Raw genomic sequence first — 26,022 nt, 5'->3', positions numbered from 1 at the left:
AAAAGCGATGGTGCGCAGGCACCATCGCTTTTGTTTAACTGGAAGAAAGGTTAAACTGGGCCTATGCTTGGCCTGCAGCGATCATTCGATAATTGTTACCTTTTGCAGTTCAACAACGTAAAAAAGGTTGTGATTACATGATTACATTGACAGAGAACCGACCGGACAAGCTGTGGCATTTGCATCCGCTTCGGGTGAGATATCAGGAAACCGATCAGATGGGCGTTGTTTTTCATAGTAATTATGTAACATGGATGGAGATTGGACGAACCGAGCTGATCCGTTTTTTCGGTTATCCATACAAAAAAATCGAAGAACAGGGAATGCTTTTACCGGTAGTGGATTTGACATGCAGTTACGTGGCGCCCGCGCGGTATGACGACTTGGTCCTGATCTGTACCACCATTGAAAACTTTTCACCGGTCCGTCTATCCTTTCGTTCAGAAGTCCGCAGAATAAAGGAAGGGGATGCATCAGTCACGCAAACCATGCAGGGGACGGATCTGCCCGGAGAACTGCTTCTAAGGGGCGGCACGCGCCATGTGTGGGTCAATGCGGATATGCGGCCTTCAAGGCTGGACAAGGCTTTCCCGGAGCTTTATAAGCTGCTTGCTGCCGCATCCGGCGACAGGACTGATCAAGAAGAGGGGAATTAGAATGTTAAAATGGATTATTGCTGCTATCATCATCATTCCGGCCATAGAAATATGGGGAATCATTAGGGTGGGCCATTTGATTGGAGGGTGGCTGACTTTTCTGTTGATTATAATAACGGGATTTGCAGGAGCATATTTGTCCAGAATGGAAGGGCGCAAAGCGCTGGTGGATGTGCAGCGTCAGATGCAGGCGGGTCAGCCTCCGGGCCATGCGATGTTAAACGGTCTTTGTATTCTGATTGGTGGAGTGCTGCTTCTGCTTCCGGGCTTCCTGACAGATATTGTAGGCATCACGCTTCTGCTGCCGCTCACCCGCCCATTCTACCGCATGGCCATTCTCCGGTGGCTGGAACGCAAGCTCCGCGGCGGCGCATTAACTATCCATAGAAAATAAAGAAAGTATCTCAATAAACAAAAACGATCCAAGCAGGCAGTAACTACAGAGCGTTTCTGCGCAGCTCCAACGTTATCCAATCCGGGTGTCAGAGGGCCTGCGTCCTTGGAGTCCCTCCTCCGGAGGAATTTAGAGTGGGAGTAAGCTCCCACCAAGCAGGCAGTCACCTGAAGGCTGTCTCTGTTGCTCTCACGTTACTCAGGGACGAAGTCCACCAGGCACCCCGGGTGCGCCAACAGGCAAGTGTGTCCCGCAAGGGACGAAAAACGATCCAAGCAGGCAGTAACTACAGAGCGTTTCTGTGCAGCTCCAACGTTTTCAATCCGGGTGTCCAGAGGGCCGGGAGCCCTTGGAGTCCCTCCTTCGGAGGGATGTAGGGAGGGAGTAAGCCTCCAGCAAGCAGTCACCTGAAGGTAGACTCTGTTGCTCTCACGTTACTCAGGGACGAAGTCCACCAGGCACCCCGGGTGCGCCAACAGGCAAGTGTGTCCCGCAAGGGACGAAAAACGATCCAAGCAGGCAGTAACTACAGAGCGTTTCTGTGCAGCTCCAACGTTATCCAATCCGGGTGTCCAGAGGGCCGGCGGCCCTTGGGGTCCCTCCTTCGGAGGGATGTAGGGAGGGAGTAAGCCTCCAGCAAGCAGTCACCTGAAGGTAGACTCTGTTACACTCACGTTACTAAGGGACGAAGTCCACCAGGCACCCCGGGTGCGCCAACAGGCAAGTGTGTCCCGCAAGGGACGAAAAACGATCCAAGCAGGCAGTAACTACAGAGCGTTTCTGTGCAGCTCCAACGTTATCCAATCCGGGTGTCCAGAGGGCCGGCGGCCCTTGGAGTCCCTCCTCCGGAGGGATTTAGGGAGGGCAAGCTCCAACGTTATCTAATCCGGGTGTCCAGAGGGCCGGCGGCCCTTTGGGGTCCCTCCTCCGGAGGGATTTAGGGAGGGCACTACCTCCTCATAACAAACCGGTACAAATCCCGAAAAACATTAGCACGATGAATCGTGGACAGAATAACAAGAGACACGGGACCGGCGATCAAGCCCGCGATGCCGAACAGCTTAAGACCAACGAACATGGCAATAAGCGTGGGAAGCGGATCCAGTCCGACGCTTTTTGCCAGCACTTTGGGCTCGACGGATGAACGGACCACGAGGATGACGCCATACAGCACCGATAGTCCGATACCGAGAGAAATATCGCCATAGATAAACGTGTAGGCGATCCATGGCACCATGGCTGCTCCAACGCCAAGATAGGGAAGCAGATCGACGATTCCAATCAGCATGCCAATGGTAATGGCATAGTCGACTCTCAGAATAAGCAGGCCAAGGGTAACGACGACAGCAGTAATGGAAATCATAATAAATTGGGCGCGCAGATAGCCGAAAAGGGCCCGGATCAGATCGTTCCAAACAACAGAGGTCGTTTTGCGGATGTCATCGGGAATCCAGCCGGACATTTTGCCCACATGACGGTACCAGTCTTTTCCAATAAAAAAAGCCGCGAGGAGCACGACAACCGTGATTGTCGCCACATTGGGAAGCGACGAAATAAGGTTCACAATACTGTTGAGGATCGTGCTGATAATGGTGGAGCTGGTTTTGGCGAGCAGATTGGCGGTATCGGATATGCGGGAGTTGATGGTCTCCTGATAATTAGGATTGTTCTGGTAGAAGGCATTCAGCTTTTCGATCAAATCCTGAATTTCCGTTGAGGCGACGACGCGTTCAAATTCATTGCGCCACCATTCGATCGTGCTGTCCAGTGATTTCGATAGATGAATGATTTCCACAACAATGCGCGTAACAAGCGCGGATACGATCGTTACCAGGGCCAGCACCACGATAAAAAGCGACAAGGTGACGCCAATCCAGCGGGGAATTTTCAGTTTTCGGTGCATCATATTAACAAGTGGATTAATGGCAAAAGCAAGGAGCCAGCCGATAATGAAAGGATAAACAAGCGGAGTTACATAAATTATGACGAGGATAAGCAAAACAATTCCGATGACCACAAACAGTCCGCGGCCAATCCGCCTTCCTAGCGCACGATCCATGGACGTTCCTCCCTTTGAGAATCAAAAAACGTGCGAAGCCGGTTCATTTTCTCACAGGTGAAATTCACGCTCCATGCGGGTGGACCGGCAACCCTTTTGAATATTGTAGCATTGGGATGGAAGGTTTACCAAAAAAACGTAAAAAAATGCCTTCACTTTACGTGTCATTAACAATCCCTTAACATGAACGTAATAGAACTCCCACATAATGGGGTTAACCGTGCTTTTTCTACAGGAGGAGTCTTGCAATGAACAAGTCAATGTCCCCGTATGTCAATCGTGATCTGAGCTGGATTGAGTTTAACCGCCGCGTTCTGGAGGAGGCTCAGGATTCCAACAATCCATTGCTGGAGCGGGCAAAATTTCTCGCTATTATGTCCAGCAATCTGGATGAATTTATGAGTGTTCGCGTGGCTGGGATCCAGGACCAGATCAAGGCCGGCTATACCAAGAAGGATTTTACCGGCTATACGCCCGATGGATTGTGGAAACGACTGATGCGGCGTGCCTCGCAGATGGTGACCGATCAATACAAAGCCTATCGCGAGGTCCTCCGGGGACTGAATAAAGAAGGAATTACGTTCAGGACGATGGACGAGCTGAGCGCCATGCAGCTGCATGCCGTGGATGAATATTTTCATGAAATTGTGTTTCCGGTGCTGACGCCAATGGCGGTGGATCAGAGCAGGCCTTTCCCGCTGTTACATACAAGAGAGCTTTATTTGGCCGTATTGCTGGGACAAGAGGAAATGCCGCCCGAGGAAGAGCCATTCTTTGCCATTATCCAGGTTCCTTCCATTTTACAGCGGCTTGTGCCGGTTCCCTGCAGAACGAACAGCAAGAAAAAGGAATTTGTTTTTCTGGAAGAGCTGATTGAAAGGCATATCAGCACGCTGTTCTATGGATACAAAACCATCGCCGTCCATCCATTCCGGTTGACCCGGAATGCGGATTTGACCCTCAATGAAGAAGGGGCGGAAGATTTGCTGGAAGAGATTGAAAAGGAAATACGCCGCCGCCGCTGGGGGCTTCCGGTTCGCCTTGAATTCGGCAAGGGCATGCATCCCTATGCGCTGCAAATGCTGAAAGAGGAGCTTGAGCAGGGCGACAATATCATCGAGATCGATGGGCCGCTTGATTTAAGCTTTTTGATGAAATTCGCAAGCTCGCTTCCCGGCTACGAATCACTGCGGTTTGAGAAGATTGAGCCCCTTTACCCGCAGGAATTTGAAGAAACGGACAATATCTTCTCCGTGCTGCGCCAGGAGGATGTTCTGCTTTACCACCCGTATGAGTCGTTTGAAGCGGTGGATGATTTTGTGACGGAAGCCGCGCAGGATCCGGATGTGCTGGCTATCAAGATGACGTTGTACCGGGTAAGCGGGCAATCAATCCTCGTACAAGCTCTAGCCGCGGCCGCGGAAGCAGGCAAGCAGGTAACGGTGGTGGTTGAGCTGAAAGCGCGGTTTGATGAGGAGCGGAATATCGCCTGGGCGCGTCAGCTGGAAAAAGCGGGCTGTCATGTCGTGTATGGTCTAGTCGGCTTGAAAACACATGCCAAGATCACGCTGGTCGTCCGCAGGGAGCAGCAGATGCTGCGGAGATATGTCCATGTGGGAACAGGCAACTATAACGGAAACACAGCAAGATTGTATACCGATATCGGTTTATTCACTTCCCATCCGGTAATCGGAGCAGACGCATCGGCGCTTTTCAACGAGGTGACCGGTTATTCTTCGCCATACGAGTGGAAGGCCTTCGGCGTGGCTCCCACAGATCTCAAGCAGAAGCTGTTCACCCTGATTGAGAGAGAGAAGGGGCATGCCGCTGCCGGCAAGCCTGCCAGAATTATTGCCAAAATGAACAGCTTATCCAATCAGGAAATGATTGATAAACTGTATGAGGCTTCCCAGGCGGGGGTAAAAATAGAATTAATTGTACGGGGCGTGTGCTGCCTTCGTCCAGGTGTGCCGGGTCTGAGCGAGAACATCAGGGTGATCAGCATCGTAGACCGGTTTCTCGAACACTCCCGCATTGTTTATTTCCACAACGGCGGTGAAGAAGAGATTTATTTGTCCAGCGCCGATTGGATGACCCGTAATCTGACGCGCCGGATTGAGCTCATGTGCCCGGTATTTGATGCCCGTTTACGCCGGAATCTGTTCAATATTCTACAGCTCAACCTGAACGACAACATGAAGGCCCGTGAGCTGCTGCCTAACGGTTCTTATGCCCGTGTCAACAATGAATTGCCGCCAATGCGCAGCCAGTTCAAAGCGATAAATATTAAGAAATGGAAAACCTACCGGTAATCGGGCGGGTAAAGAACGGGATAGCAGCCCCAAAGCTTTCTGAAATCAACCGCCAGCGCATCAACTTCCTTGCGTTCGACGATGAGGGAGCCCTCTGCCATAACCGCCCGCAGATGGAGCTTGCCGTCTGCTTGTTCAATTGCAAGCCTGCCAATAGCCTGGGTTTCGCTGCGGTCCAGCGCAATGGCCAGCTGCAGGAGAGAACCAAGCATGCTGATGATTGCGATATCCTCATCAGAGACCAACGGTTTATAGACAGCTGCCTGCTGCCGCACGCGGTTACGGCTTTTGTAGGAGGCAATGGCTGCGCAAAGCAGCGTTTCCCGGTGGGATAAGCCATTGATATGAGAATTAACCATCAAATAAAAGGTATGCTTGTTATACTCATAATAGTCGATACTTGCCCCGATTCTGTAAAGAGTGGAGGCTGTATCCAGCCATGAACGGGCCTGCTCCGGGAACGAATATCTGCTCTGCATAGCATCAAAGAGCTGCAGGGCCGTCCGGTTTACCTGCGCCATATGCTGCCTGGGCGCCTCCGGATGCAAAGCGGCGAGATTGTTCACACTGTAGCTGAGTACATTGTCAAGCTTCGGGCGCTCGGGAAAGCGGGTGGAGAAGAACAATCCATCGCGCAAGCCGGAGCCGCAAACTATATAATGGGAAGCCTCCATGACCTTGTAAAGCGTACGCAAAATGGTGATGCCTGGTACAATTATGTCAACGCGGTCCTTCGACAAGCCCGGTATTTTGTTGCGTTTATCCAGCGGCTGTCCGCGAAGCAGATGGAACAGATCCTCAGTGGATTCATCGGTCATGGAGTAGTTGTGAAAGCTCTCGAACGGGTAGCGGGTAACCGCCTGATGCACTTTGCCCAAAGCCCGTACGGTACCTCCTATGCCGACAAGCGGAAGACCAGGAGAATGTCTGATCCAGGACTCGCTGCGCACTTCCTTCTCGATGAAATGCTCAAGAGCCTGCAGCCTGTCATCCGGCAGCTGTCCGCCTTGAGTAAATCGCTTGGTCAGGCTGACGCAGCCAAATGGGAAAGAAACTGCCTGCATCAGCGTGCGGTCCTTGAATAGGGAGACTTCCGTACTGCCGCCCCCGATATCAATGAGAAAACCGTCATTGATATTCATGGAATTGATCATCCCGAGAAAGCCGTAGCTGGCTTCCTGCACGCCAGTGATGATTTCAACGGGCAGACCGGTCTCGGCCTCGAGGCGAAAGAGGATGTGCTCCCGATTGGCCGCATTGCGGATAGCTGCTGTTGCGACCGCGCGGATGTGGCCGGTGCGGTGATGCGCGCAAATCAGGCGGAAATGGTTGATCGTATCGACCAGCTCATCCGTCGCATAATCCGGCAGTGCGCCATTTTCATCGATTTGCTCGCTGAGCCGCGCCGACCGCTTGCTGCCGTCAATAACCCGGTGCGCTCCTCCTGCCGTCCGCTCGTATACGACAAGCCGGATGGAATTGGAGCCCAAGTCTATGATGCCGATGCGTTGTTCCGTCATAATTGAGCCTCCGGTTTCAAGAATTATGTACCTGCCGCTATGTCTGATGCTTTGAATAGTTGTGCCCGAATCATCTCTATAGTTTAACATTTGCCGGGCTTTACACAAAGGGGTGTTTTCGGGAAATCAAATGTCATTTTTGCCACAAGGGGCATGGTCGTTGCATTACGCGGCAAATAAGTATAAAATTTTTTTGATGGCGCTGATAAAGCATTTTTATATCGGTTTATGTTCACTTCCCCGTCAAAATCCGATATGATTAACTTGACGATACGGATATCGAAACCATTTTTTGTTATTTTACGAATCATTAAACCAAGGTTAAAGGAGAGAAAAAAATGACAGCAACCAAAGGCCTAGAGGGGATCGTCGCTACTACGTCATCCATCAGCTCGATTATTGATGGCGTATTGACTTATCGCGGTATAGACATCGATGACCTGGCGGTTAACGCTTCTTTTGAAGAAGTGGCCTATCTGCTATGGTATGGAAAATTGCCGACGAAGCCGGAACTGGACGAGTTGTTAAAGCAGCTCGGAGAATACGCGCCCATCCCGGCAGGTGTGCTAGATCAGCTCAAGCTTTATCCTAAGGAAGCTAATTCAATGGCCAGCTTACGGACGGCGATTTCCAGTCTGGCATTGTATGATGAATCCGCCAATGACATGTCACAAGAAGCGAATATCCATAAAGCGGTTAAACTGCAGGCTCAGCTTCCAACTGTTGTCGCTGCATTTGCCCGTATTCGTGAAGGCAAAGAGCCGGTCGCTCCTAAAACGGGCGTATCGATTGCCCACAATTTCCTATACATGCTTACAGGACAAGAGCCGGACGAGGTAGCGGTTAAGGCGCTGGATCAGGCACTTGTGCTTCACGCCGATCACGAGCTGAATGCATCCACATTTGCCGCCCGTGTTACGGTTGCCACCTTGTCGGACATCTATTCTGGCGTTACTTCCGCTATCGGCGCATTGAAGGGTCCATTGCATGGAGGAGCGAACGAAGCGGTCATGGTGATGCTGGAAGAAATCGGCACCCCTGCTAATGTAGAGGCCGTGATCAACCAGAAACTCGCCAATAAAGAGAAAATCATGGGATTCGGCCACCGCGTCTACAAGAACGGCGACCCGCGTGCGAAGCATCTGCAAAAAATGTCGCGCGAGCTTGGCAAGCTGACAGGCAATATGGATTTGTATGAAATGTCCATCAAGATTGAAGAGATCGTGACGGGTCAAAAAGGCCTCAAGCCTAATGTTGATTTCTATTCCGCCTCGGTTTACACATCGCTCAAAATCCCTCGGGACCTGTTCACGCCGATCTTCGCGATCAGCCGTGTATCCGGATGGACTGCGCATATTCTTGAGCAGTATGAGAATAACCGTCTTATCCGCCCGCGTGCCGAGTACGTCGGTCCGGTTGATCAAAAAGTGACGCCGATTGCACAGCGTCAGTAGAAATCAGCTGCCGGCGGCTATCATAATCCGCTTAAGAGTGACGGGGTGCCAGCGCATGGCCGCATAATAGAGGCCGTGCAGCGAGCTCCCGTCGTGTTATGTAAACTTCATATCCAACAAACATTCAGGAGGTAATTTATTCATGCAGCTTAAACAATACGATCTTCCGACCGAAGGCGCGAAAATTACGATTGACAATGGTGTACTGCAGGTTCCAAACAACCCGATTATCCCTTTCATCGAAGGCGACGGAACAGGCCGCGATATCTGGAAGGCATCCAAGCGCGTACTTGACGCAGCTGTTGAGAAAGCCTATAACGGCGAGAAAAAAATCGCCTGGTACGAAGTATTTGCCGGCGAGAAAGCATTCAATAACTATGGAGAATGGCTGCCGGAAGATACGCTTACGGCTATCCGTGAATATATGGTTGCTATCAAAGGTCCATTGACTACGCCTATCGGCGGCGGTATCCGTTCCCTGAACGTGGCGCTTCGCCAGGAGCTTGATCTGTATGTTTGCCTGCGTCCTGTACGTTATTTTGACGGCGTGCCTTCACCGGTCAAACGTCCTGAACTGGTTAACATGGTTATTTTCCGTGAGAATACAGAAGATATCTATGCAGGTATCGAATATCAAGAAGGTTCGGCTGAAGTGAAGAAAGTCATTGATTTTCTGCAAAAAGAAATGGGCGTTAACAAAATCCGCTTCCCGGAAACCTCCGGTATCGGCATCAAGCCGGTTTCGGCTGAAGGCTCCAAGCGACTTGCCCGTGCAGCTATCGAGTACGCGCTGAAACACGGCCGTAAAACGCTGACCCTGGTACACAAAGGAAACATCATGAAGTTCACCGAAGGTGCCTTCAAAAACTGGGGTTATGAAGTGGCCGAGCAGGAATACGGCGACAAAACCTTCACATGGGGCCAATACGACCGCATTAAAGAAGCAGAAGGCACGGATGCGGCGAATAAAGCACAGAAGGACGCGGAAGCTGCAGGCAAGCTGATCGTGAAAGACGCAATCGCTGATATCGCCCTGCAACAAGTACTGACTCGTCCGACTGACTTTGATGTCATTGCTACGCTTAACCTTAACGGCGACTATCTGTCCGATGCGCTTGCTGCACAAGTTGGCGGTATCGGGATCGCACCAGGCGCGAACATCAACTACCTGACTGGACACGCTATCTTCGAAGCGACTCATGGTACGGCTCCAAAATATGCGGATCTTGATGTTGTAAACCCGGGTTCAGTTATTTTGTCCGGCGTTATGATGCTGGAGCATCTTGGCTGGCTGGAAGCGGCTGATATGATCTACAAAGGGTTGGAAACGTCGATTAACAATAAAACTGTTACTTATGACTTTGCCCGTCTGATGGAAGGCGCGACTGAAGTTAAATGCTCGGCGTTTGCTGATGAGATCATCAAGAACCTGGTTTAAATTACCCGGTTAATTTTTAAAATAGTTTTGATTGGATTGGCTGCGTATCCAGGGGGATGACCCCCTAAATCCCCCTGGAAGGGGGACCCCGAGGGCTTGCCCTCTGGACACCCGTTGAGTAACGTGGGTGCCGGACAGGCGCTGGAGTGTTTGAGCGAGGAATGCTTGTGCCATGAACCGCATCGACCGATGCAGTTCATGGCACGCATTTTTAGTGTTCGTGCGTGGGGTCGCTTGGGGCGACTTAGGTCAAGGGCGATAGACGAAGATCTGAGAAGCAACAGCGGTAGAGACAAGGACCAAGTGCGGTAGAGACAAGGATCAAGTGCGAAGAGACAAGGATCAAGTGCGAAAGTGACAAGGACCGAGTGCGGAGAGACAAGGACCGAGAGCGATGGGATAAAGGCGAAGAGCTGAGAGACAATAGCGAAAGCGAAGAAATTTTTGGGAGGCAATGGATAATGGCGATTAAACGGAAAAAAATTACCGTTGTTGGAGCAGGCTTTACCGGGGCTACGACGGCTTTTATGCTTGCACAGAAAGAACTGGGCGATGTTGTTCTTGTTGACATCCCGCAGCTGGAAAACCCAACCAAAGGAAAAGCGCTTGATATGATGGAGTCCACGCCTGTACAAGGCAGCGACGCCAACATCATCGGTACTTCCGATTATGCCGATACGCAAAATTCCGATGTTGTGATTATCACTGCCGGGATCGCCCGCAAACCGGGCATGAGCCGTGACGATTTGGTCAACACCAATGCCGGCATTGTGAAATCGGTATGCGAGAACATCAAAGCAACCAGCCCGAACGCTTATGTTATTATCCTCTCCAACCCCGTTGATGCCATGACTTATGTGGCTTACAATGCGCTTGGTTTCCCTAAAAACCGTGTAATCGGTCAATCCGGCGTACTGGATACAGCCCGTTACTGCACATTTATCGCCCAAGAGCTGAATGTATCGGTTGAAGACGTCCGAGGCTTCGTGCTTGGCGGCCATGGCGATGACATGGTTCCGCTCGTTCGCTACTCCAATGTGGGCGGCATTCCAATCGAGAAGCTGATTCCGGCTGACCGTATCGAAGCCATTGTACAACGCACACGCGTTGGGGGCGGCGAAATTGTCAACCTGCTTGGCAACGGCAGCGCTTATTATGCGCCTGCAGCATCGCTTGTCCAAATGACTGAAGCGATTCTGAAGGATAAAAAGCGGATTACGCCAGTAATCGCTTTGCTGGAAGGCGAATATGGCTATGACAACCTGTTCATGGGCGTTCCAGTCGTGCTGGGCGGCGATGGAATCGAGAAGATTTTTGTACTGGATCTGACCGGGGATGAGAAAGCCGCTCTGGAGAAATCCGCCGTTTCGGTTCGCAACGTCATCTCTGTCGTTAACGGTTAATTCCAAAGCCGTTGTACTCATGAAGGACATGAGACCCTGACTGATTGTTGTCAGGGTCTTCATTTTTTTAACCTGATAGCAGGTATTAGTTTCACTTCTATAAAAGTTTGAGGGAAGAAATGACCGCTGCCGCACGAGAGACGGCGAGGCCATCTTTTTAGTTGGGAAGGAGGAATCAGGATGGAGCAAGCACAGCGGATGCTTAAAGAGGTATATGGCTTTGACAGCTTTCGCAAAGGACAGCAGGATATAATCGAAGGCTTGCTGGAAGGCAAGGATACGCTGGCGATTCTGCCTACAGGCGGAGGGAAGTCGGTCTGCTATCAACTGCCGGCGATTCTGCTGCCAGGCACAACGATTGTCGTATCGCCGCTGATTTCGCTGATGAAGGATCAGGTCGACGCGCTTGGCCGCCTGGGTGTATCGGCTGCCTACTTGAACAGCTCTCTGGATGCAGCGACTTATCGGGAGGTCGTGAGAAAGACCGCTCAGGGCGTCTACAAGCTGCTCTACGTTGCACCGGAGCGTCTGGATGGGACAATGTTCGAATCACTAGCCAGCCAGCTGCACATCCCCCTTATAGCCATCGATGAGGCTCACTGCGTTTCGCAGTGGGGACATGATTTCCGGCCGAGCTACCGACAGCTGGCGGGCTGGATCGGGAGGCTGGAGAACCGGCCGCCGGTTGCGGCTTTTACGGCAACAGCCACTCCCGAGGTGTCAGACGATATCTCGGCCATGCTTGGACTTCGCCGGCCCAATGTGTTTGTGACCGGTTTTGCCCGGACCAATCTGAGCTTGTCGGTTGTGACCGGGACGGACAGACGGAAATTTCTGCGTGATTATGTGGCGCAGCGGGCGGATCAATCGGGCATTATCTACACGGCTACCCGGAAGGAAGCCGAAGAGGTTTGTGCCGACTTGAGCAGGCTGGGCGTATCGGCTGGCAAATATCATGGAGGACTCGCGGATGATGAGCGGGCTGAAGCGCAGGAGAAATTCCGTTTCGACGAAGCACGGGTTATGGTCGCAACCAACGCATTCGGCATGGGCATCGATAAGCCGAATGTCCGTTATGTCGTCCATTGGCAGATGCCAAGCGATGTGGAGTCCTATTATCAGGAGGCCGGTCGTGCGGGGCGCGACGGGGAGGAGAGCGAATGCGTGCTGCTGTTCGAGCCGCAGGACGTTCAGGTCCAGCGCTTCCTGATCGAGCGGAGTACAACCGATCCGGACAGACAGCGGATTCAATTAAACAAGCTGTACACGATGATGCATTACAGCCGTACGGAGAAATGCCTGCTGCAGTTTATCGTCAGCTACTTTGGCGAAGCCGATGTTCCCGAGTGCGGCAAATGCAGCAATTGTCTGGATCAGAGCGAGAAGCTGGATATGACGGAGGATGCGCGGAAGGCCTTATCCTGCGTGGGCAGGCTGAAAGGCCGGTTCGGCATCGCGCTCGCGGCCAAGGTGCTCAAGGGCTCCCGCGAGAAGCGTATTCTCGAATTCGGTCTGGACCGTCTGTCCACGTACGCGCTGCTGCGCGATTGGGTGGAGAAGGACATTTCCGACTGGCTCTACTGGCTGGTGGCGGAAGGCTATATGCGCATAAGCGAGGGAGAGTTTCCTACGGTATCCCTGACGGCAGAGGCTCTGCCCGTGCTGGAGGGAAAGAAAACCGTGTTCAGGCGGCGCAGCATGGCTGCGAAGCGCAGAACGGCTTCAAGCGCAAGCCAGGCGGAGAACACACCCTTGTTCGAGGCGCTTCGCGATTGGCGCAAGGAGACGGCGGCGCGCGAGCATGTACCGCCGTTTATGCTGTTCTTTGATGCTGCACTGCGTGAAATTGCCGACAGGCAGCCTGTTACGACTGAGCAGCTGCTCACCGTCAAAGGAGTGGGAGCGGCTAAAGCCGGCAAATACGGCAGCGATGTCATTGCCATTGTCAGAAGCTTTAAGACGGGCAGCAGCCCACAGCAAATGGATTCATTTTCCCCTGTTGTGAAGACGGATGAAGAAGAGAGAGGAAAGGCAGGACCTGTCGCATCGACCGGCGGGCGGGGCGGAGCGGCGGCTATATCCTTCACGGATGCGGGCCTGAGCAGCCATATGCAATCATTGGCGCTGCTGCGGGAAGGGCACTCCATTACGGAAATTGCCGCTCTGCGCGATATGGGCAGAATTACGATCGAGAACCATTTGCTGCGCTGCTCCGAGGAAGGTGAAATGATCGAGTGGGATGGTTTTATCCCCGCAGAGCATGAAGCGCTCATTGCAGAGACGATTATGCGGCTGGGAGCGGAGAAGCTGAAGCCGATCAAGGAAGCACTGCCGGATGAAATCGATTATTTTGCCATTAAAGCGGTCATGATGAAGCTCAGTTTGTCGCATGGCGGAAAATAGGCCATTTCTCTTTTGAATTTGGGCGATTCTTCTAGTATACTTGATGGGATTGTATATGAGTGGCAGGAGGAAAAGAAATGTTGAATGTAATGGTTTTTCTGCATGTGATCGGCGCTGCAGGCATGGGTTTTTACATCGTGCTTCCATTCTTGATCGGACGCGCTACGAAGCTCAATGGTGCCGGACAAGCCGGACTTGCGGAAGGTCTGGTGTCTGCGAACCGAATCGCGCAATATTTTCTCGTCTTGCAGCTGTTGACAGGCGGATATTTGATTTCGCAAGGGGATTATGAAGTTGTTTGGATGATTCTGGTTATCGTCTTATTCCTTGCTATTGCAGCAATTGGCGGAATTGTGACGAAGCCGCTTAAACAGATTGTCGCATCCATCCAGGCAGGTCAAAGCGCAACGTCAAACATTGGCAAAGCGCGTACGCTCAGCATCATCATTTTGCTGGTTTATCTGGTCATTATCTATTTCATGAAATTCCCGATTTATAAAGATATGTAATCCAACACTGGGGGGCGATACGCTTGACCAATGAAGTACCGGATTTATTAACCTTCGGCGAAACAATGGCGCTGTTCATGCCGCAGGAGCATCGCGGTCTTGAAGGAGCCGCAGCCCTTGAGCAGGGCTTCGGCGGTGCCGAAAGCAACGTGGCGATCGGAGCGGCCAGACTGGGCTGCTCAGTCGGCTGGTTTGGCGCATTGGGAGAAGACCCGTTCGGTCGTGCAATATTCAAGCAGCTGCGAGGAGAAGGCGTCGACGTTTCCGAGGCCAGGCTGACGCCAGGCGAACAGACCGGATTAATGTTCCGGGAAACGGTCGCAGGGAAGCTCGCGGTTCATTATTACCGGAAACATTCGGCGGCAAGCAAGATGCGGCCCGAGCATCTGAATCTGGATTACATAGCCGGCTGCAGGATCCTCCATGTGACAGGCATTACGCTTGCGATCAGCGTGAGCGCCCGCGAAACGGTATTTGCGGCGGTTGCCGCAGCGAAGAAGGCGGGAGTGAAGGTGAGCTTTGACCCCAATCTGCGCCTCAAGCTGTGGACGATTGAAGAAGCCCGGCGTGTTGTGCTCCCACTGGCGGAGCAGGCCGATTATTTTCTGCCTGGCTGGGACGAGCTTAAGCTTCTCTACGAAACGGACAATCTGGATGAAGTGAAAACGAAGCTGAAGCAGTTGAACGCGGTGTGTATCGTCAAGGGCGTGGACGACACGACCATCGTGATCGAAAATGGGGAATCCCAGGTAGTGCCCTTCTATAAAGCGGATAAAGTTGTGGATACCGTCGGGGCGGGAGACGGCTTTTGCTCGGGGTTTCTGACAGGCCTTCTGAAGGGAATGAACCCAGTGGAGGCCGTGCGTCTGGGCAGTATAAGCGGGTCGCTTGTGGTTCAAATGCGCGGCGATTGGGAAGCGCTTCCCGACTGGGCATCCGTCGATCAGCGATTATCGGATAAGGCCTGGGTGGAACGCTGAAATGGCTGATGGTTCAAAAGGACAACGCAGACGAGAACAAATAATGAATGTGCTGAAGCGGCAGGGCCGGATTACCATTCAGGAAGTTGTAGACCGCTTTCACATTTCGGAAGCGACGGCGCGCCGCGACCTGGAGCTGATGGAGAAGGCGGAGCCGGTCATCCGTACGATCGGCGGCGCTATGTACGACGGCATGAATGCTGTGAGAGAGCTCCCTTTTGCCGAGAAGGAGGGGCTGTCGTTTCTGGAGAAGGAACGGATCGCGGCAGCTGCGGCGGAGCTGATTAATGAAGGGGACGTAGTCGGGCTCTCAGGCGGCACGACCAATTATTATCTGGCCAAGCTGCTCAAGACACGCCGGGGGATTACCGTCGTAACGAATACCGTGAATGTGGCCATGGAGCTTGCAGGAAGCGATATCCAGGTGGTTGTAACCGGAGGCCTGATGCGCCACAACAGCTTCGAGCTGTGCGGACCGCTGGGGGAAGGCATGCTGGGACAGCTTAATCTGGGCAAAATGTTCCTCGGAGTGGACGGTGTGTCCTCCACGGGCGGGATCACAACCTATTCCGAGCAGGAAGCCCATATGGCCAAAGCGATGATAAGCCGTTCGCAAGCGACGTATGCGATGTTTGACCATACCAAGATAGGAAGGACCTCGCTGTTCTCGATTGCCCCGCTGTCGGTGCTTCAGGGCTTTATTACCGATATGCCGCTGCCGCAGCAGCTTTCGTCCGTGGCAAATGCCCATGGCATTCAAGTTTTTGTCACGGAGCATCGCGAGGAGCCGGACCAGCAATAATTATTTCTTGCCGGTAAGCAGGATAAGCCTTGCCGCCATGGAATTCATAGGTTGAGCATTTACGAAGAAAACCAAAAGGAGTGAATATAATGGCTGAGATGGGATCTGGAACACATGTTTATGAAGTTGCCGAAGGCTGGGCGAAGCTTCCGGAGGGAGTTGAATTTGGTTATACCCATGGTATCGTCGTGGACGCCGATGAGAATGTACTGGTCTTCCACACGGGGAACAATCCGGTAATCGTGTTCGATAAGGACGGGAATTTTTTGCGCAGCTGGGGAGAGCAGTTCGTTGGCGGCGCCCACGGCTTTTATTTGCATCAGGAGAGTGATGGCCAGTATCTGTACCTGACGGACACTTCCCGTAGGATCGTGGTCAAAACAACGTTGGACGGAAAAGAAATTCTGACCATCGGAACACCTGATTTGCCGGACATTTACGATGAGGATCGCAAATTTGTGCCAACTGACGTTGCTGTGGGGCCAAACGGCGATATCTATGTGGTTGACGGGTACGGGCAAAGCTGGATCCATCAATACGACAGCGAAGGTCAGTTGATCCGTTCATGGGGCGGAAAAGGAAGCGAGCCCGGACAAGTGAATTGCCCGCATGGCATATCCGTCGATCTGCGCGGCGAGGAGCCGGAGCTGTACGTAGCGGACCGCGGCAACAACCGGATTCAAGTGTTCACTCTGGACGGCGAGCACAAGCGTTTTATTACCGACGATATGAAAATGCCGTGCAGCTTTTATTATTATGGCGATGAAATTTATTTCCCGGATCTGCAAAGCCGGGTTACCATCTTCGACAAAAATGATCGTTTGATCACCCATTTGGGCGATGATGAGAATGCCTCCAAACGGGAAGGCTGGCCTAATATCGATTTGAATTTATTCGAAGCAGACAAATTCAGCTCGCCTCATGGTGTTTGTGTGGATGCTGAAGGGAACGTTTACGTTGCCGAGTGGACCGTTCATGGACGTGTAACGAAGCTGGTCCGCAAACGCGGTTGAGCCAAACAAACGATAAAGAAAGAAAAGCAGGTATTCGCCATTCAAGCGGATACCTGCTTTTTCTTGAAATTATTGAAATACCCGCCTGCCGCCGACCCATGTGCCATGTACGGTCTTGAAGGATTCATCCGTCCAGACGAGGTCCGCCTGTCTGCCAACCGCAATAAGTCCAATACGATCCTGCAATCCGAGCTGGGCTGCGGGGTTGGCGCTTGCCATCCGGCTGATCTGAGGGATGCTGAGCGGAGTATTCTCTACCATGTAACGGAAAGCATCGATCATCGTCAGCGTGCTGCCCGCGAGGTTGCCTCCCTCTTGGAGCCTGGCGACGCCGCCATGTACGTCGACGGCCAAGCCGCCTAGGTCGTAGCTGCCATCGCCCAGACCGGCAGCGGACATGGCATCCGTGATAAGAATAACCTTGTCGGCGGCTTTGGATTGGGTCAGCAGCCGTATCGCTGCCGGATGAACATGGTGCCCATCGGCAATGACCTCGGCGTAGATACGGGGATCGGTCAGAACGGCTCCGACCGTCCCCGGCTCGCGATGGTGCAGAGCCCGCATGGCATTAAAGGTATGAACGGCCTGGGTGAGCCCTGCATCGGCAGCCTTAACGATATCGGCATAATAAGCATCCGTATGTCCGCATGCCGCCACGATTCCCTGCTCAGCCAGCCAGGAGACAAGCTCAACAGCGCCTGCTTTCTCGGGGGCAAGAGTAAGCTGTTTAATCAGACCCGGATAAGCGGTTTGCCATTCCTGCAGCCAGTCCAGGCGCGGAGGCGAGATGTAGGAGGGATTTTGCGCACCCGGCCACAGCTCACTGATGAACGGGCCTTCCAGATGGACGCCTGCAAGCGCCGCATAGGGCATGCCGCCGTCTTTGATATAAGCGGAAGCGGCTCCGAGCACTTCCGCAATTGCGTCGTATGATGCGGTAACGGTGGTGGCGAGCATCGTGGTCGTACCCTTGGATGCATGGAAGCGGGCAATTGTATCATAGGCGGTGGCATCCGCTTCCATGAAGTCAGCCCCGAATCCGCCATGAACATGAACATCGACAAATCCGGGAAGCAGCATGCCCCCAGCGCCATCGATGATCAGAAATTCCCCGTCAGAATGAGTTGCTTGTGATTCAGCGTCATTCGTTTCGTGTATCGCGGTAATAATACCGTCCTCCACAACGACGCTGCCCTCCAAGATTCGATTTTCAAGCACGATCCTTACATGGTCTATTCGCCATTTTGCATGGACAGATGTCATTAATCAAGCAGCCTCCCCGCTTCACGGTCAAGTAGGACAATTACCTTCGCATGCGTCTGCAGCAATGATGCCGGACATTCCGTCGTAATCGGTCCGGTTAAAGCTTCTTTGACAATTTCCGCCTTGTCTGCGCCCTTGACGACCAATAGAATCGTATCCGCCTTCAGGATGGAGCCGATGCCCATCGTAACCGCCTTGGCCGGGACCTGGTCCACCGATTCGAAAAATCTTGCATTGGCTTCGCGCGTCTCGGCCTTCAGCTCCACGATATGAGTACCACCCTGGAGAGAATGATCCGGCTCGTTGAAGCCGATGTGCCCGTTGTGGCCAAGACCGAGCAGCTGGATATCGATTGGCTTGGCCGCCAGAAGCTGATCGTAGCGCGAGCATTCCGCTGCCAGATCATCGGCCATTCCATCAAGCAAATGAATATGCTCACGCCGAACATCTACGTGATTGAACAAATACTTGTTCATATAATAAGCGTAGCTCTGATCATGCCCGGGAGGCAGACCTACGTATTCATCCAGATTAAAGGTTGCCGCTTCATTGAAGGAAAGCCGCCCGGCCTGATGCATCTTTATCATTTTTTCATAAATTCCTGTTGGTGTCGAGCCTGTGGCAAGGCCAAGCGTAGCCTGCGGATTATGAGCGAGCAGAGCGGCGAACAGCTCTGCTGCATGCTGATCAAGCTCTTCTTTGCTGTTGAATTGAGTAATATTCAATGGAATAGCCTCCGTTTGTCTGAAATTTATGAATGCGGCGATGTTAGAAAATCGTCTCTTCTTATTGTAAAATAACACGCTTGATTTAACAATGAAAATGAATAAAAAAATCATTAAAATGAAATATTTAATCAATTATTAATAAACGAGCTTAATTTTGCCTTCGTAAAGGTTCTGAACTTGATCAAAGGGCAGATCCTATGTGATGATGGACGTATAGAATGGATCGGCTAAGGAGCAATGGGTATGACAGAGCATATCAATAGCGGTACAGAAGGTCATGAGCAGACGGCTAGGCGCAAGGGCGAGCATATCCGTATTTGTCTGGAGGAGGATGTACAGAGTATTGGAATTGATGCGGGCTTTGCCCGGTATCGTCTGCGCCACTGCGCGCTGCCGGAATTGTCGTTCCAGGATGTGGATTTAAGCGCTGAATTTATGGGAACGAAGCTGCAGGTGCCTCTGCTGATCAGCTCCATGACCGGAGGAACCGGTGAAGCCGGACAAATTAATTTGCGTCTCGCCGAGGCGGCTGAAGCCAGAGGGTGGGCCATGGGACTTGGGTCCATGCGGGCTGCCATTGAGAACGGGCAGCTTGTCGAGACGTTTCGTGTCAGACGGAAAGCGCCGAGCATCCCGCTTATTGCGAACCTCGGCGCCGTGCAGCTGAATTACGGATACGGCGTCGACCAATGCCGGCAAGCGGTTGAACTGGCGGAGGCCAGCGCTTTGGTGCTGCATCTTAACAGCCTGCAGGAGGTATTTCAACCTGAAGGAGATACGGATTTCCGCGTTCTGCTCGGCAGGATCGGCGAGGTGTGCAGGCAGATTGGCGTTCCCGTCGGCGTCAAAGAGGTCGGTTGGGGAATAGACGGCGATACAGCCCGGGCATTGGTTGATGTCGGGGTATCGTTTATTGACGTTGCCGGAGCGGGCGGAACCTCATGGAGCCAGGTGGAAAAATATCGCGTTCGCGATCCGCTGCGGGCAGACGCAGCGGCCGCTTTTGCCGATTGGGGGATTCCTACCGCTGAATGCGTGCGTGAAGTCCGAGAGCGCCTCCCCCATACCTGCCTTATCGCCAGCGGTGGATTGCATACAGGCGTGGACGCGGCCAAAGCAATTGCGCTTGGCGCTGATTTGGCCGGATTCGGCCGTACGCTTCTGGCTGGAGCTGCAGGCCCTGAATCCTCTATCCTTAAGCAGGAGGCGGTCTATCATCAATTGGAGCGGATCGAGTTCGAGCTCCGCGCCGCGATGTTTGGGATAGGGGCGTCTTCGCTTCAGTTTTTACGGGCAACGGACCGTCTCGTAAAGCTGGCCTGAATTTGAGTAAATCCCTCATCTGCAATCATGCGCTGACCAGGGCAGGTGCAGCGGGCTGGGTCCATATTGCCGGATAAAGGTCTATTCTTTCTCTGTTATGATTTCCCGTCAGCCTGGTATAAATCTAATGGATGCAGTTGCTGCCACGAAGAAGAGTGGATACAATATTGCCTAAAAGCAGTTTGACGAAAGTCTCATCAGGGTGCATTCATAAGATAAATGAAGTGTAAAATTGGCTCATACTTTGCTTATATTTCAGAGGGAGGAACTTGGCTTAGCCGACAAAGAACGGCGGCAGCCAGCTCTTCTTGCGGGTTATCGCATCGATGGGGAGGAATGAGGAATGACTGCTTGGTATGAAAAGAGCTTCGGTTCTGATTATATGATTGTGTACCGTCATCGTAATTGGGAGCAGGCTGTCAGAGAAGTTGAGCGTATGAGCAGCTGGCTGTCGCTTCCCGGAGCTGCGAAAATTCTGGATATTGGCTGCGGAACGGGCAGACATTCTCTGGCGCTTGCGAGTCTCGGTTACTGCGTGACCGGTGTCGATCTGTCAGAAGTACTGCTGGAGCAAGCGCGAGAGCATGATAAGGAAGGGCAAATTGAAGCACTTATCCACGGCGATATGCGCCGTCTCCCCATACCGGATGGCAGTTTCCGGGCGACAGTCAATTTATTTACTTCCTTTGGCTACTTTGAAGATGAAGCTGACAACCATCGGGTGTTGAAGGAAATTCGCAGGGTTCTGACGGAGAATGGCCAGTTTCTCATTGATTTTCTTAACCCGGATTATGTCAGAAACCATCTTGTTCCCCATTCCCGGCGTGTAGACGGGCCAACGGGACTGCTGATCGATGAAGTCAGGAAGATTAAGAATAATTGTGTCAGGAAGCAAATTACCATCCAACCCGAATCCGACAGTAAAGCTGCCCGCATATATGAAGAGCGCGTCTGTTTATTGTCTTTGGAATGGTTTGAGCATGCACTTGCGGAGGCAGGATTGGCCATAGGGCGCGTATACGGCGATTATGAGGGAAATACATATGATCAAATGGAATCTCCGCGGATGATTATGACAGGGAGGGTGTCCTCTTGAATCAAGCAGCAACTGCGGTCTGGCCTGAAGGCATCATTCAGGTCAAGGTGCCGCTGCCGTTCTCTCTGAAATGGGTGAACAGCTATCTAGTGCCTGGACAGCAAGGCTATACGCTAATCGACCCGGGCCTGCATACACCGGATGCCGTCCTGGCATGGAATGCGGCTCTGAAAGCTCATGAGATCGCGTATGAACAGATCCACACCATTATGCTGACTCATCAGCATCCCGACCATTACGGGCTGGCAGGCTGGTTTCAACAGCGTACAGCGGCCCCCGTGCTGATGTCGGAACAATCCCATGCTTATGCGGTGCGACTTTGGGGAAATGATGATTCATTCTCATTGGAACTGACAGATCTATATGCCCGTCACGGGATGCCCGCTGAGGTATTGAACGCTATTGCTCCCCATCTGGCGGCTTTCCGCGAGAGGGTATCCCCTCAGCCGGAAATTACTTATATTTCTGCTGGAGATATGCTCCAGATGGGGAACAGGAGCTGGCTTGCCATCGATGCGCCGGGACATGCACGAGGCCAGCTGTGTCTATATGATTCCGCAGAGCGGCGGATGTTTTGCGGCGATCAGGTGCTCCCGGATATTACGCCCAATGTGAGCGTAGTGCCCAGGGAAGACGGAGATCCCCTGCAGCAGTTTCTGGACAGTCTTGTCCATCTGCGGAGCTATGAGGTGGAGCTGGCTTTTCCGGGCCACCGGGATCCGTTTACCCGCTTCGATGACCGTGCTGCCGAATTGCTGCTTCACCATGAGCGGAGATTGGCGCAGATCGCGAGCCTCCTGGAAGCAGAACCCTGCAGCGGTTACGACCTGTGCCAAAGGCTGTTCGGCGCACGAATCTCGGGAAATACGCATAATTTGCGTTTCGCGATGTCTGAGACGCTTGCCCATTTGTTTCATTTGGAGAATCGGGGACAAATCCACAGCAGAACGCGCAATGGGATGATCATTTTCACTTCCTGACGGCAGAAGCCGCAATTAACCAGCCCGGCGTATACTTGGATTTATCCCATTCATTTGCCCAAAGGAGCTTATTTTTGTATGCATATATCCCGTTCAGAATCACACCAGCACATTAAAAAACGAAAAGCCCGGCGAATGCGAAGGCTCTTGCTGCTCAATCTGTCGATGCTGGTTGCGATCTGCATCATTATTGGCGTGTATCTCATGGTCAACCATGACAAACAGCCCAGGCTTGAAGGCGCTTCCGGCAGTGGGGGCAAGGAGCCGACGAATCAGAATGCAGAGACTCTCGGGTATGAGAATGCCGACGGAAACGGCAGCGGGGAGAATGGCAGGAGCGGCTCTGCTGACCCGGATGAAGCTGCGGACGGTGCAGGAAGCGATAATTCTGTGTCAAGCGGCGATTCAGCCGTGGGCTCTGATGCTGCTGCCGGTTCATCCGGTGGAACAGAATCGGCAGGCTCCGTAACTACCCCTTCCGGGGCTGTTGAAGAACCGCCTGCAGATCCGCCAGGGGGAAAACCAGCAGGTTCATCAACCGGTAACGGTTCTCCCGGTCAATCTGACGAAGGTTCGTCAGCGGGAAGCGGATCCTCCGGTCCATCCGGTACGGATTCGTCAATGGGAGGCGGATCCTCCGGTCCATCAGGTACGGATTCATCAACGGGAAGCGGCTCCCAGAATCCGTCAGGAACGGGTTCGTCTACCGGAAGCGATGCTCCGGACCAATCTGGCGGAGGAAGCGCGGATGACGGGCGTACAATCACGCTTGGTTTTGTAGGCGATATTTTGCTTGCCGGGTCAGTGGATAAGCTGATGCAGAGCAGCGGCTACGATTATCCGTATGCCAAGTCGCTGTCTTTCCTGACGGAGCCTGAATTGATGGCGGGCAATCTCGAAACCCCCATCACGACGCGCGGAGTTCCGGCTGAAGATAAGCAGTACGTGTTCAAAGGATCCCCGAAATCGCTGCCGGCATTGAAGGAGGCGGGATTCGATCTGGTAAACCTGGCCAACAATCATACGCTTGACCAAGGGAAAGAAGGTTTGCTTGACACCATCGGCCATCTGGAGGAAGCCGGGATGCCGAATATCGGCGCAGGGAATAACGAGACGGAAGCCTATGCGCCGGTCTATCTGGAAGCCGGCGGCATCAGCGTAGCTTATATCGGCCTGACCAGAGTTGTTCCGGAGGCATCCTGGAAAGCGACAAGCGATCACGCGGGCCTTGCGGAAACCTATGACTCCACACGCGGTGTAAAAGCGATTCAGGAAGCGAAGAAACATGCGGATCTGGTTGTTGTTATGGTTCACTGGGGAATTGAGCGTTCGGATAATCCCAACGCGGACCAGAAGCTTCTGGCCCATACGTATATTGATGCCGGTGCGGATCTGGTGATCGGCAGTCATCCTCATGTTCTGCAGGGCTTCGAGACCTACAAAGGCAAATGGATTTCCTACAGCTTGGGCAATTATATTTTCAATATGACAGCGACGGATAAAACCAAGGACACCGGTGTGCTGAACGCATTCTGCACCGGCAGCGGAGACTGCACCCTCAAGTTCAATCCCATGCGTGGCGTCGCTTCCCAGCCAACGCCGCTTGAGGGAGAGGAGGCGCAAGCCCTGCTTAAACGTCTGTCGGGTATTTCCTTGAATGCCTCAATTAATTCAGAAGGGTATGTGAGCGCCAAGTGAGTGCTTTGCTTAATCCATGTGTAGCCCATCGGGGAGCTTCCGGCCTTGCGCCGGAAAATACAATGGCTGCGTTCCAAAAAGCGATGTCTTTTCCTTTCATACAGTGGATTGAGCTTGATGTCCAGCTGTCACGGGGAGGAACGCCGATTGTTATTCATGATTCCACTTTGAACCGGACAACAAGCGGCGCCGGTCCGGTGGGGGATTTTACGACCACCCAGCTGTCGCGCATGGATGCGGGGAAATGGTTCTCCAAAGCCTTCGCCGGAGAACGGGTGCCGCTGCTGGAGGAGGTTCTGGATGCGACGGTAGGCAGATGCAGATTGAATATTGAGCTGAAGACCCACGGCGGCCGCTATCCGGGAATGGAGCGCCGTGTCGTGGAACTGCTTTATGAGAAGGAACTGCAGTTTGACACGGTCATCACCTCCTTCGACCAGCAGGCGCTGCGGACGGTAAGAGAACTGACCGCCGAGGTGCGGACAGGGCTGATCACGGAGGTTGCTCCGCCTTCCCTGGCGGGTGATCTGCGTGCCCTGGGAGCTTCCTTTCTCTCCATCGGCTATAAACGGGTAACGCCGGAGCTGATGAAAGAGATGCGCAGCAAGGGAATAACCGTGATGGCCTGGACCGTCAACGATGTGTCAGCCATGAAGCGTCTGGCGGCCATTGATCCCGAGCTGATGATCTGCACGAATTACCCGGACCGCTTCGCCGAATTATTATAAAAGCCAATTGTAACCAATGAAACCGGCTCACCTACAGGTGGCCGGTTTCATTGGTTAGATCATGCTCATCGCGGTACCGCTCGCGTATTTCCAGCAGCTTGGGCAGCTGCTCCATGAAGATCCGGACAAGCTGCGGGTCAAAATGGCGTCCGCTTTCTTCCCGGATCAGCTCAAGAATGCGGCCGAGCTCCCAGGCTCTCTTATAGACCCGCTTGCTGCCCAGAGCGTCGAATACATCGGCAATGGCGGTAATGCGTCCGTACAGATGAATAGCCTCGCCCCTGATGCCTCTTGGATAGCCGGAGCCGTCCCATTTCTCATGATGCTCATAAGCGATGATGGCAGCCGTTTTGAGCAGCTGGCGGCCTGAGGCTTTGAGCAGCTGGTAGCCGATGTCGGTATGCTGCTTCATCAACTCGTATTCTTCTGCGGTGAGCTTGCCCGGCTTTTGCAAAATGGCGTCGGGGATGGCGACTTTCCCGATATCGTGCATGGGCGACACGATCTTGAGCTGCTCCGCTTCCTCCACAGACAGCCCGCAAGCAAGAGCCAAGACATAGGAATATTCAGATACTCGTTTGACATGGTAGCCGGTTTCCTTTGAGCGGCTCTCGCCGATCTGGCCCATCGTATATATAATTTCCCGCTGGGTGGCCTGGATCTCTTCCTGCAGCATAACGGATTCCAGAGATTTGCCCGCATAGGCTGCGGCCAGCTTCAGCTGCTCCAGGTCTTGTCCGGTGAAAACGCCGCTCGCGGTAAGCTTGTTGATGGCTTGATACGCGCCGATGATACTGCCGTCATTACCGACAAAAGGCACCGTAATGACCGATTGGGTCCGGTACCCTGTCCGCCTGTCATTCTCGGCATTATGTCTTGGATCGCGGTAAGCATCCTCAATCAGCAGAGATTCGCCTATGGCGATGGAATGTCCGACGATTCCTGAGCCTAGGGGAACCCGGATTTCGTTCACTCCGTGCGCAACCGTGGTGAATAATTCCTGATTGGCATAATCGATCAGCCATACGGTGCATCTATCGGCTAATATCATTTCACGACCCATGTTCGCCATCAGCAGAAGGACGCTGCTCAGGCTGCGCTCTCTGCCGATTTTTGCGGTATAATCGAATATGATACGAAGCAGTTCCTCGGGGCTTCGCTCATTAGAGGTTGAACGTGCCGGCGCATCCGCATCGTTAGGGTCTTTGTTCAAAGGTGGACACTCCTTGGTGAATAGTGGATCACTCAACGTGACCATTTCTA

General features: G+C 52.9%; 21 protein-coding genes. 16 read left to right on the top strand and 5 right to left on the bottom strand.

The window, feature by feature from the left end; all coding sequences use genetic code 11:
* The first annotated feature begins 140 nt into the window (after nucleotides 1-140).
* On the top strand, nucleotides 141-656 hold the full coding sequence (locus ACFOLF_RS09115) for an acyl-CoA thioesterase (protein ID WP_379114101.1): 516 nt from the start codon (nucleotides 141-143) through the stop codon (nucleotides 654-656).
* A gap of 1 nt (nucleotide 657) precedes the next feature.
* Nucleotides 658-1,050, top strand: a complete 393-nt coding sequence (locus tag ACFOLF_RS09110) for an FxsA family protein (RefSeq protein WP_210038533.1) — start codon at nucleotides 658-660, stop codon at nucleotides 1,048-1,050.
* A 949-nt stretch (nucleotides 1,051-1,999) separates the two neighbouring features.
* On the opposite strand, the gene ytvI is transcribed toward ACFOLF_RS09110, so the two are convergent.
* On the bottom strand, nucleotides 2,000-3,109 hold the full coding sequence (gene ytvI, locus ACFOLF_RS09105) for a sporulation integral membrane protein YtvI (RefSeq protein ID WP_210046896.1): 1,110 nt from the start codon (nucleotides 3,107-3,109) through the stop codon (nucleotides 2,000-2,002).
* 248 nt (nucleotides 3,110-3,357) lie between these two features.
* Here ytvI and ppk1 point away from each other — a divergent pair, with 248 nt between their 5' ends.
* A complete protein-coding gene (gene ppk1, locus ACFOLF_RS09100; protein ID WP_210046897.1) occupies nucleotides 3,358-5,421 on the top strand; it encodes a polyphosphate kinase 1 in 2,064 nt (687 codons plus the stop codon).
* Here ppk1 and ACFOLF_RS09095 read toward each other — a convergent pair.
* Nucleotides 5,412-6,941, bottom strand: a complete 1,530-nt coding sequence (locus tag ACFOLF_RS09095; RefSeq protein ID WP_210046898.1) for a Ppx/GppA phosphatase family protein — start codon at nucleotides 6,939-6,941, stop codon at nucleotides 5,412-5,414. The two genes, ppk1 and ACFOLF_RS09095, sit on opposite strands and share 10 nt — an antisense overlap.
* Nucleotides 6,942-7,279: 338 nt before the next feature.
* On the opposite strand from ACFOLF_RS09095, the gene citZ reads away from it, so the two are divergent.
* The 8 genes from citZ (at nucleotide 7,280) to ACFOLF_RS09055 (ending at nucleotide 16,943) form a co-directional block, all read left to right on the top strand.
* Nucleotides 7,280-8,395, top strand: a complete 1,116-nt coding sequence (gene citZ / locus ACFOLF_RS09090; protein ID WP_210046899.1) for a citrate synthase — start codon at nucleotides 7,280-7,282, stop codon at nucleotides 8,393-8,395.
* A gap of 142 nt (nucleotides 8,396-8,537) precedes the next feature.
* Nucleotides 8,538-9,833, top strand: coding sequence for an NADP-dependent isocitrate dehydrogenase (gene icd, locus ACFOLF_RS09085; protein ID WP_210046900.1), 1,296 nt, complete (start codon nucleotides 8,538-8,540; stop codon nucleotides 9,831-9,833).
* Nucleotides 9,834-10,294: 461 nt separating this feature from the next.
* The gene (gene mdh, locus ACFOLF_RS09080) at nucleotides 10,295-11,236 is read left to right on the top strand and encodes a malate dehydrogenase (RefSeq protein ID WP_210046901.1); all 942 of its coding nucleotides are present in this window, start codon (nucleotides 10,295-10,297) and stop codon (nucleotides 11,234-11,236) included.
* A gap of 180 nt (nucleotides 11,237-11,416) precedes the next feature.
* On the top strand, nucleotides 11,417-13,639 hold the full coding sequence (recQ, locus tag ACFOLF_RS09075) for a DNA helicase RecQ (protein WP_210046902.1): 2,223 nt from the start codon (nucleotides 11,417-11,419) through the stop codon (nucleotides 13,637-13,639).
* Nucleotides 13,640-13,716: 77 nt separating this feature from the next.
* Complete coding sequence (locus tag ACFOLF_RS09070; protein ID WP_210046903.1) at nucleotides 13,717-14,148, top strand: hypothetical protein; 432 nt, start codon at nucleotides 13,717-13,719, stop codon at nucleotides 14,146-14,148.
* 23 nt (nucleotides 14,149-14,171) lie between these two features.
* Entirely contained in the window at nucleotides 14,172-15,128 is a 957-nt protein-coding gene (locus ACFOLF_RS09065; RefSeq protein ID WP_210046904.1) for a sugar kinase, read from the top strand.
* A 1-nt stretch (nucleotide 15,129) separates the two neighbouring features.
* Nucleotides 15,130-15,930, top strand: coding sequence for a DeoR/GlpR family DNA-binding transcription regulator (locus ACFOLF_RS09060; protein WP_210046905.1), 801 nt, complete (start codon nucleotides 15,130-15,132; stop codon nucleotides 15,928-15,930).
* Nucleotides 15,931-16,019: 89 nt separating this feature from the next.
* Nucleotides 16,020-16,943 (top strand): hypothetical protein, encoded by a 924-nt coding sequence (locus ACFOLF_RS09055; protein WP_210046936.1) that lies wholly within the window; start codon nucleotides 16,020-16,022, stop codon nucleotides 16,941-16,943.
* A 69-nt stretch (nucleotides 16,944-17,012) separates the two neighbouring features.
* Here the strand turns inward: ACFOLF_RS09055 and nagA are convergent, their stop codons facing one another.
* Together nagA and nagB are read right to left on the bottom strand one after the other, a co-directional pair.
* Nucleotides 17,013-18,206, bottom strand: a complete 1,194-nt coding sequence (gene nagA / locus ACFOLF_RS09050) for an N-acetylglucosamine-6-phosphate deacetylase (RefSeq protein ID WP_210046906.1) — start codon at nucleotides 18,204-18,206, stop codon at nucleotides 17,013-17,015.
* Nucleotides 18,206-18,931: a glucosamine-6-phosphate deaminase gene (gene nagB, locus ACFOLF_RS09045; protein WP_210046907.1), complete on the bottom strand. Its 726-nt coding sequence runs from the start codon at nucleotides 18,929-18,931 to the stop codon at nucleotides 18,206-18,208. The genes nagA and nagB overlap by 1 nt, the downstream gene beginning before the upstream one ends.
* A 246-nt stretch (nucleotides 18,932-19,177) precedes the next feature.
* Between nagB and fni the strand changes: the two genes are divergently transcribed.
* The 5 genes from fni (at nucleotide 19,178) to ACFOLF_RS09020 (ending at nucleotide 24,759) form a co-directional block, all read left to right on the top strand.
* Nucleotides 19,178-20,257: a type 2 isopentenyl-diphosphate Delta-isomerase gene (gene fni, locus ACFOLF_RS09040; protein WP_210046908.1), complete on the top strand. Its 1,080-nt coding sequence runs from the start codon at nucleotides 19,178-19,180 to the stop codon at nucleotides 20,255-20,257.
* Nucleotides 20,258-20,600: 343 nt separating this feature from the next.
* Entirely contained in the window at nucleotides 20,601-21,353 is a 753-nt protein-coding gene (locus tag ACFOLF_RS09035) for a class I SAM-dependent methyltransferase (RefSeq protein WP_210046909.1), read from the top strand.
* The gene (locus ACFOLF_RS09030) at nucleotides 21,350-22,333 is read left to right on the top strand and encodes an MBL fold metallo-hydrolase (protein ID WP_379113976.1); all 984 of its coding nucleotides are present in this window, start codon (nucleotides 21,350-21,352) and stop codon (nucleotides 22,331-22,333) included. The genes ACFOLF_RS09035 and ACFOLF_RS09030 overlap by 4 nt, the downstream gene beginning before the upstream one ends.
* Before the next feature lie 135 nt (nucleotides 22,334-22,468).
* Nucleotides 22,469-24,031 carry a CapA family protein gene (locus tag ACFOLF_RS09025; protein ID WP_379113978.1) on the top strand — a complete coding sequence of 521 codons (1,563 nt, stop codon included), beginning with the start codon at nucleotides 22,469-22,471 and terminating at the stop codon, nucleotides 24,029-24,031.
* Between the two features lie 5 nt (nucleotides 24,032-24,036).
* The gene (locus tag ACFOLF_RS09020; protein WP_210046939.1) at nucleotides 24,037-24,759 is read left to right on the top strand and encodes a glycerophosphodiester phosphodiesterase; all 723 of its coding nucleotides are present in this window, start codon (nucleotides 24,037-24,039) and stop codon (nucleotides 24,757-24,759) included.
* A 31-nt stretch (nucleotides 24,760-24,790) separates the two neighbouring features.
* Here ACFOLF_RS09020 and ACFOLF_RS09015 read toward each other — a convergent pair whose 3' ends face one another.
* Nucleotides 24,791-25,972, bottom strand: coding sequence for an HD domain-containing phosphohydrolase (locus ACFOLF_RS09015; RefSeq protein ID WP_379113980.1), 1,182 nt, complete (start codon nucleotides 25,970-25,972; stop codon nucleotides 24,791-24,793).
* Between the last annotated feature and the right edge of the window lie 50 nt (nucleotides 25,973-26,022).

The organism is Paenibacillus sepulcri, assembly GCF_042647105.1.
GTDB lineage: Bacteria > Bacillota > Bacilli > Paenibacillales > Paenibacillaceae > Paenibacillus_Z > Paenibacillus_Z sepulcri.
This window is presented reverse-complemented; position numbering and strand designations above follow the sequence as displayed.